Origin of the sequence: Desulfosarcina cetonica JCM 12296, assembly GCF_001311845.1 — a bacterium.
GTDB lineage: Bacteria > Desulfobacterota > Desulfobacteria > Desulfobacterales > Desulfosarcinaceae > Desulfosarcina > Desulfosarcina cetonica.
This window is the reverse complement of record NZ_BBCC01000010.1, coordinates 13,429-29,467: the sequence shown is the minus strand read 5'-3', so window position 1 is coordinate 29,467 and position 16,039 is coordinate 13,429. Positions and strand designations below refer to the sequence as shown.

Here is a 16,039-nt window from a genome sequence, read left to right as displayed (position 1 = left end):
CATGGTCAAATAGTTGAGGAAGTCACCGCTCCAGTACCCACCGGGCGTTTTTTATCGGCTGTTACGCCCACAGGCTCGAATCGCTTGTTTGTCGAGCTATAAGTGTAGTACTTATAAGAATCAAAATACCCATAATAATCAATCTTATCGGGTTTATAGGTCGTATCCAGTTCTTCGTCTTCATCGAGATCGGTCGTATCGTTATAGGCCTCATAATAAAGCTTTTGATCCCGGCCCATCACTAGCATGACCAAAGGCGGAACGGATGCAGCCAGAAACGGCGGATAGGCTTCGTAAGCAACCGGGTCCGGCGGACCGGCAAGACCGACCCCGCTGGAAATGACAATGAATAGGCCGCTGATGAAACAGGCCAGCAGGATAAAAACAATCACCTTTTTTTTCATGATATTATCTGTCCATTTACACAGAAAGGTTCGGGGTATGGGAAAAACGTTCTGTCAGTGGCTATAGTCCGCCAGCCACGCCCACCATTTTGCGATAGGTCGCGGAAAGCGCGCTGGTGGTGTTGCGGTTGCTGAACCCGCTGGATTCGATTTCGTAATAGATGGCAATGGCATTCGCCCCCACACCTTCCGAACCCGAAGCGAATTCCGCACCGCTACCACTCACATGCACCTGCCGATCCCTGCGCGCGTCGGCCTGGGCATCGATGCCACCGGCATTGAAATCCACATCAACGGCACCGTCGTATGTGTCGAAGCCGGCAACCTGACGATAAAAATTGCTCGCCGAAGTAAGGTAGGTCAGGCCGGGGGCGTCGTTGCCAGTACCTGAATTGACCTCACCACTTTCATTGACCGCCAGGGAAATCAGCTTCGAGGTTCCATACAAGGCGCCGTCCGCATTATAAAAAGACATCTTGATGAATTGATCGTTGGCGGCGATTTGTTGTTCAATGGTGCTGGTATTGCTCGCGGTGACCCCGAGAATCGTCACCATCGCGAGAATACACAGGGCAGCCACCATCACGGAACCATTTTCATTTCCCCATGGCTGGACATTTAATTTCACTCGTTTCTGCGACATAATTAAATGATCTCCGGTACGACTTGGATAAAAGTAACGGTCTTCCGCCCGAAGGCATGAGGCCGCGTCACGGTGTAGGTAACTGTTTTGGTATTCAGCACCGGCGTGTCCTCATTGACGGTGTAGGAGACCACGATCGGCCCGGTCTCGCCGGTTTCGTCGGTCGTGCCGTCGGCGTCATTATCCACACCATCGGCATCCTGGGCCGGCGTATGGGTACCATTGCTCAGATCCGCTTCATCATAGGTCACCGACATCAAGGTCTCCACACGGTCTTGGCCGATAATGGTATTTGCCGTCAGATTCGATGCCGACGTATTGCCTTTAACCGAAACGATCTGCAGGGTGGCCATGCCGAGGATCCCTATGGCCAAGATGGCCATGGCCATCAAAACCTCAATGAGCGTAAAACCGCGTTGATTGGTCCAATTCGGTTGAATGTGATCTGGATGGATCATATCACCTACCTTTTTTCTCATTCTACAGCCCCATGTTCCTGCATTTGATGGTCGTCGTAACCATCTGCCGCCGGAATTGATCCGGCGCAGCAGACTTGTCCAAAATTACCTTGCCAACAGTTGGATCGACCGAGTCCGGTTCTCGCGGATCGCGATAGACGGTGTTGTCGGTATGTTTTCGCATCAACACCGGAACCGTGTCACCGGAGCGGGCGATGATGGTAACCTGGACGCTATGGATGTCGTTAAGATCGCCACCGGTCACCGGTGTAGGCAGCACATCGCCATCGGCATCAAGATAAACGAAGTTGATGGCATCAATGTTGGTCGCAATCCATTTGGTTATACCCGTTCCATCAGTCGGGTCATCTGAACCTTGAGAATTGGCACGACGTCTAAGATTTCCATCGTTCAGGTCGAACATCACAACCTCACCCTGATCCGTCACATCCCCGTCGTACCACTCCGCCTCATCTTCTTCATCGTACAAGCCGTCCCCGTCATTGTCTTGTGCGTCGCTGCCCTCGTCCACAACGTCATCCCCATCATTGTCTTTATCGTCATCAAGAGCATTGCTGCTGTTGCCGGCAATGTTATCATCCCCGCCATCATCCATGGCGATAACCAGCTTGTCTGCCTCCGCCGTCGTTATCCCGGCCGGGGCGTCGCCAGTCGGGTTCGCCCCACCCATGCGCAGATCCCGTTCAATGATCAGGGTGGCCGTTCTGAGATTCTGATTCATATCGACGATGCGCTGCTGGGTGATGCTGGTTCGTAACTGATCCTGATAAGCCCCGTAAATGCCGGCAAGGACAACGGCTGTGATGGCCATGGCCACCATCAGCTCGATCAAGGAAAAACCATCTTGGTGGTTTCGTTTCGGCATGGAAATCCCCCTTATCGTCCGCTATTGGGTCTGGATGATACCGCCAGGGCTGAGGTTGACCGTCACCGTATGCCCCCGGCTGTTGGTCAATGTTGTCTTTCCAGATATGCTTGGCATGGCTCTCGCGTTAAATCGGTTGGTCATCCCATCCAGCGGTGTTGATGCCAACACATTAAATGGATTACCGACAAGCGAAACACCTGGCGGCAGTTGGCCATTGACAAGCGTACGTTCGGTCCCATCCTGTCCAATTTCCCGCCCCGTCCGGAATGCCATCGGGTTTTGGTCCTGAATCGGCGGTACCCTTTCCGTCGTCGAGAAAAGCGGTATAATTTCCGCTGGTGTCGAAACGAACAACAACAAAGGCGTTTTCACGGACCGCTTCGATTTTCGCCCGTTGAAGCATCGACACAACATCCCGCGCGCCGCTGTTCACACGACCATTGGCGATCCAGCCGATCATGTTGGGAATGGCGATAGCACTTAAAATGGCCATGATGGCCACGGTAACAGCCAGTTCGATCAGGGTAAAACCAGATTGTCGATTCATTCTTTCTCTCTCAGTATTGATGGACTTTCTGGATGAGCAATATTTATGCCTTCAATAACATAATCCATCGTTATATATTATAAAAAATTGATATAACTATACATTATCAATTTTTGGCTTGCCTTTTCAGAAATCTTTCACAATGACAGTGATGTGTGTTTAGGAAAACTCGGATTTTTTTGGTATCACTACTATTAATTTATTTTATAGGGTGGGCTGTTGGCATCTTTGATAGGGCTTGATTATCCTGTCATTCCAATCGATCAGGAGGGTTTCCAGATCTATTAATTTTTTTTATAGGTCATAAGGATTGCATGAGAAATTGCCGGAAGCGCTCCCCGTCCATAGGCATGCCGATCTGCACATCGACGACAACCCATTCAATCGGCAGGGATTTTGGGCGATCAATTTTCACATCGTCCTTCGTGGTGGTCACCAGGCAGTCGACGCCCAGCCGTATGGCACTTTCGACCAATTCATGAATATCCGATGGTGTATAGCGGTGATGATCCTTGAATTCAACGCGGCGGATAATCTCACATCCGACCTGCCGAAGGGAGGCAAAGAACTGCTCATTGTCCGCCAAGCCGGCGAAAGCAACCACCCGCTTCCCCTGGAGGCTGGTGACCGCAGCAGGATCCCTGAAAAAAGGCGTTTCCCCAGTTTCATGGGACAACCGAATCACGGGATGGTGAATCGAATAAAAAACGGTCTATTGGCAGGCCGACAAACATTTGACGCCACCGGTACGGTCTTTCCGTCACAACGGGTAAAAACCAGGCGTGAGCACGTCTCAGGCTGGATAGGGGTTCCCGCAAGAGGCCCCGTGGAAGAAGATGGCCGTTGCCGAAAGGCTGGTGGTGATCGAGAAGCACCAGATTGAGATCTCTTTTCAGTTTCAAATGCTGGAAGGCATCATCAAGAACGATGACCTCCGCACCAAAGGCCCGAATGGCCAACAGGCCGGCCTGATAGCGCTGCCGGCCTACCAAGACGGGCACCCCTTTCAGGCACCGGGCCATCAAATAGGGCTCATCTCCGGCGTCTTCGACCGTCGCCAGAAGTCTGTGGCCGTCACTGACCACGCCGCCCATGGTCTCCATACGCCCCCGATAGCCGCGGCTGAGTACCACCACCCGCCAGCCCATTTCGTGAAGCAGTTGGGCCACATAAATCGTCATGGGCGTTTTACCGGTACCGCCGGCGACCAGATTGCCGATGGAAACGACCTTGCAGGGCAAGCGGCGTGATTTCAGCCATCCCTTTGCATAGCCAGACGCACGCAAGGCCGTTATCCCACCGTAAATCGTGGACAGGACGCTGAGCAACGTCTCAAGGGATAACAGCGCTGACGGCCAATCATTCCGGGAGATATCCATGATCCGCCGGCGCAGGTGTTCAAAAGGCTGGATTAGCAGCCGCATCTCTTCCCCCTTTCGGCTTGAAATTCAATCTCCGCCAGGGTTTGGGCAACCGCTCCGCGGTGTTGAAAAAAGACGCGCTGCGCACGCTGCCCGATGGCTTCCCTGCGCGACGGGTCTGAAATCAGCGCAGCAAGCCGATCGGTCAATTGGTCAAGCGTTGCAACCCGAATGGCACCACCGGCCACCTCAAGCGTCTGGCAGATCCAACGAAAATCCTCGGTATGAGGGCCGAAAAGCACCGGTTTGGCCACCGACGCCGGTTCCAGGGGGTTGTGACCACCGGCCGCCACCAGGCTGCCGCCCACGAAGGCCACGTCGGCCAGGGCGTACAGATCTCGCAGCAAACCGATCCGGTCGACCACCACAACCGCCTTTGGCGTCTCTTGCGCCTGCTCAACCTGTTTCAGGCAGACGGCGGCGATACCGGCTGTGCTGAACAGAGAAGCGACCTCCGCAGCCCGCTCCGGGTTACGCGGGGCGACAATCAGGCAAAGCGCCCCGATACCCATGGCGCAAATCTTCTTGTAAGCCTGGGCGAGCAGTTCCTCTTCACCCTCGTGCGTACTGCCGGCCAGCCAAACCAGGGATGGGTCGGGTAGATCGAACCTCGCGCGCAAGGCCTGCCGGGCCTCTGCTGAAGTCACAATCGGTGTTTGGTCGAACTTCATGTTGCCGACCGTGGCGAGTTTCTCACAGGGAACCCCGAGCCGACGGAAGCGGGTAAAGTCCAACCCGGTCTGCACACAAATTCGGCGAAATTTGCGAAGCAGCGGTCTCATGAGAAAGGCAATCCGTTGATAGCCACGCAAAGACCGGTCCGAAAGCCTGGCATTGACCAGATCCACCGGAATGCCGCGTCGGGAAAGCAAAAACAGGAAGTTGGGCCAGATATCCGTCTCCACGATAATCACATGTGCGGGATGGATCACCTTTAAGGCACGGACCACGGACAAGCCGATATCGAATGGGAAATATCGTAAAGCGGCAACATACGGCACGATGATGCGTTGCGCGGTTTCGAAGCCGGTTTGGGTGGACGCCGTAAAAACCAGGCGCTCAGCCCCCTTCTGCCGGGCCAGTTGCTTGACCAGCGGCTCAGCGGAGAGAACTTCTCCCACGGATAGCGCGTGAATCCAAATGATGCGTTGATTTCTCACCATATCCGCGAAACGCGGAATCGACGGCATGTAGAATCGCTGAAAAAACGTATGTCGACGCTTGGCGGTGAAGTAGACCCAGGGGATCCAGATAGGGGCGAACAAAACTATGAGAAGCAGCAGGCCGCCGTTATAGAGAAGCAAAGGCATGATTTCTCCTGAATGGGATTGCCGCTCAAACGGCCCGTAGCATCAATATCCCGGATGCACACAAAAAAACCAGATTGGCCACCCAAGCGGCAATCAGCGGGGGTAATATCTCGGCGTAACCCAGGGAAATACAGAAGCTGTTGAAGATCCAATAAAGGAAGGCGATTCCCAGCCCGTAGGTAATACTCACACTCATCCCTTCGCGCAGTTTCCCCCCCAAAGCGATCGCCGTGCCAAGGATACTCAGCAAAACACATACGAATGGCGTGGCAATTTTGCTTTGGTAATCCACCCGATAGCGTGTGGCGGTATATCCCTCCTGTTCGGCCCTTTTGATATAGCGCTTCAGTTCGGCCAGCCCCATCTCGTCGGACCGTTTGGCAACCGTGGCCAAATCGTCGGGATTCAAATCAATGGTCATCTCCACGGTGTCATCGGGCACGGTGGATTTCACGCCACCATCGGGGGTGAACACCTGTTTGATAGCATCCGAAAGGATCCAATGCTGCCCGTCAAAGGAACCGGAAAGGGCGTCAATTCGCTGTACCAAATGGAATTGATCGTTAAACGTATAAATCGTCACCCCCGTAATCCGCTTCAAATCATAATCGTATTTCTTGATATGGACGATCTGGTGGGCGTTGCGCATCCAGATATCGGTGGTCTGGGTTGCATGGAGATCCTTTTTGCGCACCTCATGGAGCCAAATCCGGTTGGCGTTGGCCATAAATGGGGGAACAACCACCTCGGTCATCACAAAAAGCCCGATGCACAGCAAAGCGCCAAGCGTCACAGTCGGCTTGAGCAAGTGGAATTTGCCGATGCCGCAACTTCTCAGCGCGATCACTTCGTTGTTTTTATTCATCAGGCCCAAGGCGATGAGAATGGAGAGCAAGAACCCGACGGGCGCAATCTGCACGACAATAAAGGGCAGCTTGTAGAGCAGGTAGACGACGCAACGCTTGACGGAAACCCCAGCCTCCATGAAATTATCAATTTTTTCAATAAAATCAACGGCCAAATAGATACTCAGGACCGCCGCCAGAACGATCAGCAGACAGTTGACAACTTCTCGGGTCACATAGCGGTATAGGATTGTCATTTATTCTGTACCCAATGGGTAAGCCTTGCAAAAAATTCGTCCAACCAGGCAAAAGTGACGGGTCTTTCCCTGGCTGACCGGATCAGCAGCATCAGGCCGGCCCCGCCAAGGATCAAATCCGGCATCCACATCCCAAGCACGGGGGGGTAATATCCGCTTTCGCCGAAGGTCGATCCCAACGACAAAAGGATGTAGTAGAGCAGAAAAAAGAAAAGGCCGAGACCGATGCCGAAACTTTTCTTTGCCTGACGATTCTGGATGCCCAGCGGTATGGCCAAAAGGCCCATTGCCAGACAAGCGACGGGAATGGAAAATTTTTTATAATAGTTGCCCAGTGCGCCGAAATATACTGTCTTGTTTTTTTGGTTTTTCTTCAAATAAGCATTCAACTCGCCCAGCGGCATCTCATCCGGCGTTTTTCGCAGTAAGCTTTCTCTTGAAATAGCGCTCTTCATATCCAGGCGGATGTCGTAGGTGGAAAAATTGACCGTATGGGCCGAACGGTCCCGCATGTCCATCTGGCTGATCATGCCGTCATAAAGCCGCAACTGGTAGATCATTTTTGGGGATCGCCAAAAAGTTTTCCGACACGCGCCACCACCGTGTTATTGACATCCGCCGTGCGTCCATCCTCGATGAGGACCTGGTGTAGCTCCCGCGTCTTGGGATCGATCCGGTTGACGTAAATCATCACATCCTTGAAATTATCGTTGAACGTCCGCTCTTTCAGACTGACATTCAGATTGGCCGTGGCCACATCGAAAAGCAATGTCTTGAAACGTTCGGCACCCACCGGAACGCCGGCAATGGTCATGAAACCGGTTACTACCGTGCCCATCAGACTGAACGCCAGGATGGGCGGCAACAAGCGATAGATGCTCACCCCGCCCGCTTTAAGCGCCATGATCTCGTTATCGCTGGACATCCGTAAAAGGGTCAGGAGGACCGCCATCATCACCGACATGGGAATGACATATTGCAGGAAATAAGGCATCGTGTAGATCAAAAGGAGGAAGACCGGTCCGACACCGACCCTGTGGTTGACGATCATGTCGGTAATGTCAAGGATCTGCTTCATTAAAAAGATAAAGGAAAAAAATGCCAGATTGATAAAAAACGGCGGCAGCATTTCCAGAAACAGATAGCGTGACAGAATGGAAAATGGGCGGATCACAGAATTTCTTTTTCGATTGAGGGTTTCAATAGGATAGACACGATCTAACGACGCCCGAAAAGGGAGCCCAGCACGCCGCGAATGATCTGCCGGCCGATGGAACTGCCAATAGACCGGGCCGCGCTTTTCAGCATGGCCTCGCCCAGGCCCTGACGTTGGCGACCCCGGCCGGTTGATGGCTGTGTTTGGCGCTGGGCTTCCATGGTTTCACGCTTCGCGTTGGCCGCTTCCTGGGCGATCGCGGCCCGTTCTTTCAGCATTTCATAGGCCGAGGTCCGATCGAGAGGCGTGTCATACCGCCCCCGCACCGGTGACCGCTGAATCAGGGTTGCGCGCTCCGCATGGGACACCGGTCCGATTCGCCCTTCCGGCGGGGCAATCAGGGTCTGTTGGACCGGCCGGGGCCTTCCGGCATCGTCCAGGGTGGATACCAGGGCCTCACCGATTCCCAAGGTTGTCACCCGCTCGGCGGTGCCAAAGGCCGGGTTGGGCACGAAGGAATCCGCCACGGCCCGGATGGTCTTTTGATCCTTGGGCGTGAAGGCCCTTAAAGCATGCTGGATCTTGAGCCCCAGCTGACCGAGGACGGCATCGGGCAGGTCGGTGGGGCTTTGGGTGACGAAATAAACGCCGACCCCCTTGGAGCGAATCAGCCGGACCACTTGTTCGATTTTGTTTAACAATGCCTTGGGCGCACCGGAGAAAAGCAAATGGGCTTCATCAAAAAAGAGGACCAGCTTGGGAACCTGCGGATCACCCACCTCGGGCAGCTGTTCGACCAACTCGGCCAGCAACCACAAAAGAAACGCCGCATACAAACGCGGGGCTTGGTGAATCAGTCGTCCGGCATCAAAAACGCTGATCACCCCACGGCCGGAGAAATCCGTAAGCATCAGATCGCCAAGCTGCAGGGCCGGCTCACCGAAGAATTTTTCGGCACCCTGCTCTTCCAGCACCAACAGGCGTCGTTGGATGGCGCCCAGACTGGCACGGCTGATATTGCCGTATTCCGATCGAAGCGCACTGGCATTTTCGCCCATCCAGCCAAGAGGGCACGCAAATCCTTCAGGTCCAGGAGCAGCAATCCCTGGTCATCGGCAATATCGAACCCGGCGTATAACACCCCGGTTTGGGTATCGTTGAGTTCGAGGAGATGGGCCAGCAGCAGGGGTCCCATTTCCGATATCGTGGTGCGCACCGGATGGCCGTTGACGCCGTCGATGTCCCAAAAAAGTGTGGGACAGGCCTGCTGACGGTAGGCGGACAGCGGAATCCGCCGGAGTCGTTCCTCGATTTTAGGCTGAGGCGATCCGGCCATGGCGATGCCGGAAAGATCGCCCTTGACATCAACGGCAAAGACCGGTGTGCCCATGCGTGAGAAGCCCTCGGCCAGCGTTTGAAGCGTGACGGTCTTTCCCGTACCGGTGGCACCGGCCACCAGACCATGGCGGTTGCACATACGGCCATCATGGACGATCAATACGCCCTGGGCACCTCCAATGGTCAATTGTGCCGCTTCCATGCGAGGCTCCTTTCATCAACCGTGAATCCATCATACGCGCATACGCGGTCGTTCATCCTAAAGGATGCGGCCATAAAAGAAAACGAAAAAACGCCGGATTCGTAAAAAGCTCGAGATCGGCGTTACGCTTCATCCTTCGTCACTGCGGAGTACGCTAAGTACGTCTCATTACTCAGGATTCGCAAGCCTTGATCTCGGGCTTTTTACGAATCCGGCAGAAATGCGACTTTTTACGAGTCCATCAAAGTTGATGGAAAAGCCGATTGGCAGCCCCACCGGCTTGTGATAGATTTGCAAAAAATAATCCATGGTGGCGGCCATGCATCCGCCAAGTCCAACAAGGAGTGTCCCAAATGGAAGACGAAAACCCGCAACCCCACGCCCACCCGCTGGAGACGGTCGGCGGAACGGGTGTATCGATCCGCCCGATGACCATCGATGACATCCCCGCGATCTTCCACTTGGGTGAAGTGCTGTTTACGGCCCGAATCGCCCCCAACGCCCATCGTACCTGGGACGAATATGAGGTGGTCGGTTTTTTTCAGACCGACTGCGAGTTCTGTTTCGTTGCCGAGGATGAAAACAAGGGCGTCATCGGGTTTGCGCTGGGAACGATCATTGAAAAACACCACTCATGGACTTATGGATACCTGATCTGGCTGGGGGTACGTGCCGATTACCAGCAATCCGGCATTGCTCAGCGCCTGTTCCGCCATTTCAAGAATGCCATGATCGATGCCGGCGCCCGGATCATCATGGTCGATACCGATGCGGAAAACCACGCCTCCCTGCGGTTTTTCCGCAAAATGGGGTTCGACCACTCCCGGCAGCACGTCTACCTCACTTTGAACGTAGACGATGACCGCCGCAAACACGAAGAACGGCGCAAGGAGCGCATCATCCGCTACACGGTGGATGACCACGAAAAAGAATGAGGCGCGCATGCCCGACCACCCCCTGAAGATCAATGCCCGGCGGCTGCAACAACTGCTGCGCAAAATGGTCAACATCTACAGCCCGCCCGGCAAGGAAAACGATCTGGTGGATTTTCTCTACAGCTATCTCAAGCGCCACGGCCTGCCGGTCGTGCGCCAGACGGTGGACGAAGACCGCCACAACCTGATTGTGGAGCCTGACGACGTCGAAGCCGAGCTGGTCATGGTCGGCCATGTCGACACCGTGGAAGCCTACGATTTGGAATCCTACGAATTCGGCCTGGACGGCGATCTGGCCACCGGTTTGGGAACGGCTGATATGAAAGGCGGCTGTGCCGCCATGATCGAGGCTTTTCTCACCCTCTGGGAAAACGGCCACACCAACCGCCCTGTGGCCCTGGCTCTGGTGGTGGGCGAAGAGGATTATGGTGACGGCGCCCAGCGGCTGGTGCGGGAATACGATTTTTCCGCCGCCATCGTGGGTGAGCCCACGGATCTTTTGCCGTGCCTAAGCCACCACGGTTATCTGGAAATTCAGCTGACCACCCAAGGCAAACGGGTTCACGCCAGCGTGGCCCCCCAGGCCAACAACGCCGCCACGGCCATGTTGCGCCTGCTGCTGGCGTACATCGAGCACTTCGATCGCGATTTTTCCGAAGGCGTCTACAACCTGCGCGATCTGACCAGCGCACGCTCCGGCTTTGCCGCCCCGGACAGCTGCGAGGCCTGGATCGATCTGCATCTGCCGGCACTGACCAACATGGGTCAACTCACCTTCCAGTTGGAGGAATTGCACGCCAACTATCTGAAAGAAAATCCCCAGGTGGAAGCGGCGCTCCACTTCAACACCATTCATGCCGGCTACGAACTCCCCCAGAAAGGGCCATTGGTGGATCTTTTAAGAAAGGTCTTCGACCATCACCAGATGGCTTTCAACCCGACCAGTTTCCCCAGCCACAGCGATGCCAATACCCTGTGGGCCGCCGGTATCAAGCCGATCCTTTTGGGACCGGGCCAGTTGGAAAAGGCCCATACCGCCGAGGAGATGGTTTCTCTATCCCAGGTCAAGCTGGCCGCGCAGATGTATACGGACCTGTTGTTAGGTTACGCCAGAGAGGATTGACGGATTCGTAAAAAGCCCGATATCGCGCCTGCGCGTATATCAGGATTGATTCTGAAGATGGCGCCGCACCGCCTCGGCAGCCCGCTCGCCATCCACGGCACAGGAGACGATGCCGCCGGCATACCCGGCCCCCTCACCGCAGGGAAACAGCCCTGCCACGGCCACATGCTGCAAGGTTTGCGGGTCCCGGGGAATTCTCACCGGTGAAGACGTACGCGACTCCACGCCCACCACCAGGGCGTCGCTTGTGAGAAATCCCCGCATGCGGCGGTCGAAGGCGTTGAAGCCCAACTGCAAGCGGCGACCAATGGTTGAGGGAATCCATTCTGAAAGCGAAGAAGCGGTCACGCCCGGCGGATACGAACATGCCGGAAGGTTACTCGACGGCCGTCCGGCCACGAAATCGGTCAGCCGCTGGGCCGGTGCAATCACGCCACCACCGCCATTCGTGAACGCCAGCCGTTCCAAAGTTTGTTGATAATCCAGGCCGACCAGGGGGTTATTTCTGGCGTCTCCGGGAATGTCCGCCAGGGCGATTTCCACCACGATGCCGGCATTGGCAAAGGGAGAATTACGCTTGGCAAAGGACATGCCGTTGACCACCAGGCCATCGGCTTCGGTGGATGCCGGCACGATCACCCCGCCGGGACACATGCAGAAGCTGTAAACCCCGCGCCCGTCCACCTGCTGCGCGAGATTGTAAGCGGCGGCGGGCAAGTACTCCCCCCGGGGCTCGCCATGATACTGGATGCGGTCAATGAGGCCCTGGGGGTGTTCCACGCGAACGCCCATGGCAAAGGGTTTGGCTTCGATGGTGATGCCCTGCCCCAACAGCATACGATAGACGTCGCGCGCACTGTGGCCGGTCGCCAGGATCACCGCCCGGCCGCCCACGCGTCCGCCATGCTTGAGTATCACGCCATTGACGCAGCCGGCCGAGAGCGACAACCCGACCACCGCTTGTTGAAAAAGGATCTCGCCACCATGGGCCAGGATGGTCTCGCGCATGGCCTGCACGATGTCGGGCAGGCGATTGGAACCGATATGCGGGTGGGCCTCGTAGAGGATCGCGGCATCGGCGCCATGCTGGTGAAAGCGGTGCAGTACACGGTGATGATCGCCCCGTTTTTTCGAACGGGTATAAAGCTTGCCGTCTGAAAAAAGTGCCGGCGCCACCCTCCCCAAAGGCATAATTGGATTCGCTGTCCAGAATGCCGCGCCGGTTCAGGGCGGCCACGTCGCGCCGACGGGACCGGACCGGCTTGCCACGTTCGATCACCACCGGCCGGAGGCCCAGTTCGAGCAACCGCAAAGCGGCAAACAGCCCGGCCGGACCGGCGCCGACGACAATGACCGGTTCCGCCGTGCGGACATCCTGGTAGCAAAACGGAACGAATTCCGGCACCAGAGGTTCATCGTCGGCATAGACCCGAATTCCCAGGTTGACCCGGACAGGACGTTTGCGCGCATCGATGGAACGGCGGATGAGAACGAACCGGTCCGAAGCGATGGGGCGGCCCATCTTGCGGACCAGGGCCCTTTGGATGGCCTCCGGTTCCGCCGCCTCGCGGGGGGCGAGAACCAGGTCAACGGTCTGCGGCATCCGGCTCAGCCTTTCTGCCGCTGGCGGTTGTGCTCGTACCGCATCTGCAGGATCTCCACCATCAGGGCAAACCCCATGGGCAAGTAAATGTAGGCCTTGGGTACGTGCTTATGCAGCCCCTCCATGAAGATGGTCACGCCGATGGTGATCAGAAAGGAGAGCGCCAAGATCTTCAGGGCCGGATGGCGCAGGATGAATTCACCGATGGGACCGGCGAAGAAGAGAATCCCCACGAAGGAGAGGATCACCGCCGTGACGATAATCCACAGGTGTTGGGTAAGCCCCACGGCCGTGATTACCGAATCGATGGAAAAGACGATATCCAGCAGCACGATCTGGCTGATCACGGCGGCAAAGGCGGCACCGGCCCCGTTCGTCGGGTGTTCTTCGGCTTCCTTGAATTCAACCGTGTGATGAATCTCGTGCACGGCCTTGTAAAGCAAGAACAGGCCGCCGGCCAGGAGAATCAGATCCCTGACGGAAAGAGTGGCCACGATGGGCTGGGTCAACCCGGTCAAGGCGACCACAATGGCCAGCATGAGGATACGGGCCAGCATGGCCAGGCTCAGCCCGATAAATCGCGCCCGTTTGCGCTGTGACGCGGGCAACCGTCCGACAAAATGGCAATGACCAGGACATTGTCCACCCCCAAAACCAGCTCCAGCCCAACCAAAAGGGCCAGAAGGCCCAATGCATCCGCCACGCGTCACCTCATTTTTCACTTGCGGCGGTTTAACCCGCCACACAACCGGCGCTTACCGGTTTTCCAGAATGGCCAACACCTCGGCACACTTTTGGGCTGCCCGACGGACGATGGCCTCGGCCGCTTGGGTCATACGGGATTTGAAGTCCGCATCGTTTATCTGGGCCAGGTTGATCATGACATTTCTATAGGCACCCCAAATGCCGGTTTCCAACGTCCTGGCCCCGACCTCGATATCCGACCGGGAGGCCGGGTTGCCGTAACGGGCCACCTCGCAAAGGGCGTCCCAGGCACCGTCCCCCAATTTCATGGTGGTCAGTGGAATGTCAACGGCCTTTTTCAGCCCGGCCTGCATGCTCGCCGTCCGCGCGACCCGTTCGGCATCGGTTTTTCGGGGCAGGCGCAGAGCCTCCATGAAGTCGTTGAAGGCGGTCGTGTCAGCATCGATCATGGGAATCAGACGGGCCACGGCGTCGTGCAGCGGTGGAATGTTTTTTCTCATCTGGGCATCCACCGCTTCGAACTTGCGAACCCCATAGGTGAGCTTGCCCACCATGGCGCCCAGTCCGATACCCAGGGCTGCCAAGGCCGCCGATACCGATCCGCCGCCCGGCGCTGACGACCGCGAGGCCACCTCTTGGATGAACGCCCGCAGGCTCATGCCAGCCAGAGGTTCATGGGGCGCTTCAGCCACCCGATACTCGATGATCTTCTCCTTGGGATCGAACGGGACCACACTGCCGAGCCCCAACCGGTCGATGGCCAGGCGCACCTTCTGATCCTCGTCGAGGATAAAGAGGTTCTCTTTTTCCATATAGTAGGCGGCGGCCTGCAGAATCGCCGCCAAGGGGACCAGTCCCACGACCTCCGAGCCGGCAACCCCGAGATTCAACCTCGCGGCCTCTTCCTTGACCGCTTCGAACAGGACATGCATGGGCGTCACTTGATAATCGGTCAGGTTCACCGTCACCTGGGCCAGGTTATACTCATCCACATACCAGCCCATGCCCTTGACGGCCTTCAGCCGACCGGGTGCGCCCTCGCCCCGCCCTGCCTCACGCAGGTTGAGTGCAATCCGGTGCGCCTGGTTGCTGGTGCCCAGAATGTTGACGTTGTAGGCGATGAGAAACGAGCGGGCCCCCGTGGCCGTTGCCCCCCAGCGGGGTACGAATTCGGCCGGACCGAAATCGGGCTTCCAACGCGGATCCTTCAGCCGGTTGGCCAGCCCCTCGTACTCTCCCTGGCGTATCTGGGGCAATTTGCGACGATAATCCTCGTGGGCCGCTGCTTCATAAAGATAAACAGGCACGCCCAACGCCTCGGCGATCCGTTGGCCGAAGGTGTTGGCGATATCGACACACGCCTGCATGCTGACATTGGCCACCGGGATGAACGGGCAGACATCCATGGCCCCCATACGGGGATGCTCCCCTTTATGGGAACGCATATCGATCCGCGTGTGGGCGACCCGGGCACTATTCAGCGCGCCCTGGACGACGGCTTGCGGATCGCCCACAAAGGTATAAACGGTCCGATTGGTCGATTTTCCCGGATCGACATCCAAAAGGGTACAGCCCGGCGTTTCACGGATTGCCGCGGCAATGGCATCGATGGTCTCGCGGTTTCGGCCTTCGGAAAAATTGGGCACGCATTCGACGATTTTTTGCATTTCGATCTCGCCTGTTAAATGATGTTTCTGAATAGGATAACCGGGGAGAGAATGCAAGATCACCGAACGCATCGATCCATTTTCAAAAGACCGGCAACGGTAAAAAAGCGTTGGGGACAGGCGGGTAAAGCGGTCAATTCGATTTGGCGGCGGTCAATAGGGCAACACGTAGACGGCACCCATTTCATGAATCGGCAATCCCTGATGGGTCCCCTCCTGGCACCACTTTACCGTACAAAAACCCATGGATCGCAGCTGGCAATTGCTGCCGGCGGGCAGGTTTCGGTAGTGTTCGCCGGAAACCCGCACGATCACCGTGGTTCCCGGCCGGACCGGTCGGTGACTGAAAAAACGGATTCCCTGTTCACTATAATTGATCAGTTCCCCTTCGGTTTGTTGGGTCTTGGCATTCGGTTGAAGCAAGGTGATCTGGCCTTTGCTGTGATGGCGGACAGAATGACGTTTTTCAAGGATTTGGGGCATGGTACCCTCCTTTCTGAACGCAAGGGGTAGAAATGCATATGGCGCGTCCAATT

General features: G+C 56.3%; 19 protein-coding genes and 2 pseudogenes. 2 read left to right on the top strand and 19 right to left on the bottom strand.

The features are described from left to right. Nucleotides 1-5 precede the first annotated feature (5 nt). The 13 genes and pseudogenes from JCM12296_RS03855 to JCM12296_RS37830 all read right to left on the bottom strand — a co-directional run bounded on the left by JCM12296_RS03855 (nt 6) and on the right by JCM12296_RS37830 (nt 9,791). Complete coding sequence (locus JCM12296_RS03855) at nt 6-404, bottom strand: hypothetical protein (protein ID WP_054690068.1); 399 nt, start codon at nt 402-404, stop codon at nt 6-8. A 61-nt stretch (nt 405-465) separates the two neighbouring features. Then, nucleotides 466-1,047 carry a pilus assembly PilX family protein gene (locus JCM12296_RS03850; RefSeq protein ID WP_054690065.1) on the bottom strand — a complete coding sequence of 194 codons (582 nt, stop codon included), beginning with the start codon at nt 1,045-1,047 and terminating at the stop codon, nt 466-468. Between the two features lie 2 nt (nt 1,048-1,049). Beyond that, nucleotides 1,050-1,505, bottom strand: a complete 456-nt coding sequence (locus JCM12296_RS03845) for a type IV pilus modification PilV family protein (RefSeq protein ID WP_157067358.1) — start codon at nt 1,503-1,505, stop codon at nt 1,050-1,052. 22 nt (nt 1,506-1,527) lie between these two features. Continuing rightward, nucleotides 1,528-2,391, bottom strand: a complete 864-nt coding sequence (locus JCM12296_RS03840; RefSeq protein WP_054690060.1) for a PilW family protein — start codon at nt 2,389-2,391, stop codon at nt 1,528-1,530. Nucleotides 2,392-2,572: 181 nt separating this feature from the next. Then, nucleotides 2,573-2,941, bottom strand: coding sequence for a pilus assembly FimT family protein (locus JCM12296_RS47010; RefSeq protein ID WP_054690058.1), 369 nt, complete (start codon nt 2,939-2,941; stop codon nt 2,573-2,575). A 301-nt stretch (nt 2,942-3,242) separates the two neighbouring features. Continuing rightward, nucleotides 3,243-3,617, bottom strand: a complete 375-nt coding sequence (locus JCM12296_RS47005) for a tetraacyldisaccharide 4'-kinase (protein WP_172683760.1) — start codon at nt 3,615-3,617, stop codon at nt 3,243-3,245. Beyond that, nucleotides 3,607-4,365, bottom strand: coding sequence for a tetraacyldisaccharide 4'-kinase (gene lpxK, locus JCM12296_RS03825; protein WP_054690049.1), 759 nt, complete (start codon nt 4,363-4,365; stop codon nt 3,607-3,609). The genes JCM12296_RS47005 and lpxK overlap by 11 nt, the downstream gene beginning before the upstream one ends. After that, nucleotides 4,353-5,672 (bottom strand): 3-deoxy-D-manno-octulosonic acid transferase, encoded by a 1,320-nt coding sequence (locus JCM12296_RS03820; RefSeq protein WP_054690047.1) that lies wholly within the window; start codon nt 5,670-5,672, stop codon nt 4,353-4,355. Before JCM12296_RS03820 ends, lpxK begins: the two co-directional genes overlap by 13 nt. 25 nt (nt 5,673-5,697) lie before the next feature. Continuing rightward, entirely contained in the window at nt 5,698-6,774 is a 1,077-nt protein-coding gene (gene lptG / locus JCM12296_RS03815) for an LPS export ABC transporter permease LptG (protein ID WP_054690044.1), read from the bottom strand. Next, a complete protein-coding gene (locus JCM12296_RS47000; RefSeq protein WP_054690041.1) occupies nt 6,771-7,334 on the bottom strand; it encodes an LptF/LptG family permease in 564 nt (187 codons plus the stop codon). The genes lptG and JCM12296_RS47000 overlap by 4 nt, the downstream gene beginning before the upstream one ends. Next, nucleotides 7,331-7,948 carry an LptF/LptG family permease gene (locus JCM12296_RS46995; protein WP_054690038.1) on the bottom strand — a complete coding sequence of 206 codons (618 nt, stop codon included), beginning with the start codon at nt 7,946-7,948 and terminating at the stop codon, nt 7,331-7,333. Before JCM12296_RS46995 ends, JCM12296_RS47000 begins: the two co-directional genes overlap by 4 nt. Before the next feature lie 44 nt (nt 7,949-7,992). Next, nucleotides 7,993-9,407: pseudogene (locus JCM12296_RS03800) on the bottom strand (helicase HerA-like domain-containing protein). Nucleotides 9,408-9,638: 231 nt separating this feature from the next. Then, the gene (locus JCM12296_RS37830) at nt 9,639-9,791 is read right to left on the bottom strand and encodes a hypothetical protein (protein WP_157067357.1); all 153 of its coding nucleotides are present in this window, start codon (nt 9,789-9,791) and stop codon (nt 9,639-9,641) included. Between the two features lie 32 nt (nt 9,792-9,823). On the opposite strand from JCM12296_RS37830, the gene JCM12296_RS03795 reads away from it, so the two are divergent. Both JCM12296_RS03795 and JCM12296_RS03790 read left to right on the top strand, forming a co-directional pair. Further along, nucleotides 9,824-10,405 carry a GNAT family N-acetyltransferase gene (locus JCM12296_RS03795; protein ID WP_083455795.1) on the top strand — a complete coding sequence of 194 codons (582 nt, stop codon included), beginning with the start codon at nt 9,824-9,826 and terminating at the stop codon, nt 10,403-10,405. Nucleotides 10,406-10,412: 7 nt separating this feature from the next. After that, nucleotides 10,413-11,528 carry a M20 family metallopeptidase gene (locus JCM12296_RS03790; RefSeq protein WP_157067356.1) on the top strand — a complete coding sequence of 372 codons (1,116 nt, stop codon included), beginning with the start codon at nt 10,413-10,415 and terminating at the stop codon, nt 11,526-11,528. A 39-nt stretch (nt 11,529-11,567) separates the two neighbouring features. Here the strand turns inward: JCM12296_RS03790 and JCM12296_RS43390 are convergent, their stop codons facing one another. The 6 genes and pseudogenes from JCM12296_RS43390 to JCM12296_RS03770 form a co-directional block, all read right to left on the bottom strand. Next, nucleotides 11,568-12,704 (bottom strand): NAD(P)/FAD-dependent oxidoreductase, encoded by a 1,137-nt coding sequence (locus JCM12296_RS43390; RefSeq protein WP_246803960.1) that lies wholly within the window; start codon nt 12,702-12,704, stop codon nt 11,568-11,570. 85 nt (nt 12,705-12,789) lie between these two features. Then, nucleotides 12,790-13,050, bottom strand: a pseudogene (locus JCM12296_RS50110) (FAD-dependent monooxygenase); the annotation flags it as partial. Nucleotides 13,051-13,136: 86 nt separating this feature from the next. Further along, complete coding sequence (locus tag JCM12296_RS03780; protein WP_246803959.1) at nt 13,137-13,688, bottom strand: TerC family protein; 552 nt, start codon at nt 13,686-13,688, stop codon at nt 13,137-13,139. An 8-nt stretch (nt 13,689-13,696) separates the two neighbouring features. Continuing rightward, entirely contained in the window at nt 13,697-13,834 is a 138-nt protein-coding gene (locus JCM12296_RS43385; RefSeq protein WP_246803958.1) for a hypothetical protein, read from the bottom strand. Between the two features lie 52 nt (nt 13,835-13,886). Then, nucleotides 13,887-15,503 (bottom strand): glutamate formimidoyltransferase, encoded by a 1,617-nt coding sequence (gene ftcD, locus JCM12296_RS03775; RefSeq protein ID WP_054690033.1) that lies wholly within the window; start codon nt 15,501-15,503, stop codon nt 13,887-13,889. A 153-nt stretch (nt 15,504-15,656) separates the two neighbouring features. Next, the gene (locus JCM12296_RS03770; protein ID WP_054690030.1) at nt 15,657-15,986 is read right to left on the bottom strand and encodes a PilZ domain-containing protein; all 330 of its coding nucleotides are present in this window, start codon (nt 15,984-15,986) and stop codon (nt 15,657-15,659) included. Nucleotides 15,987-16,039: the final 53 nt, after the last annotated feature.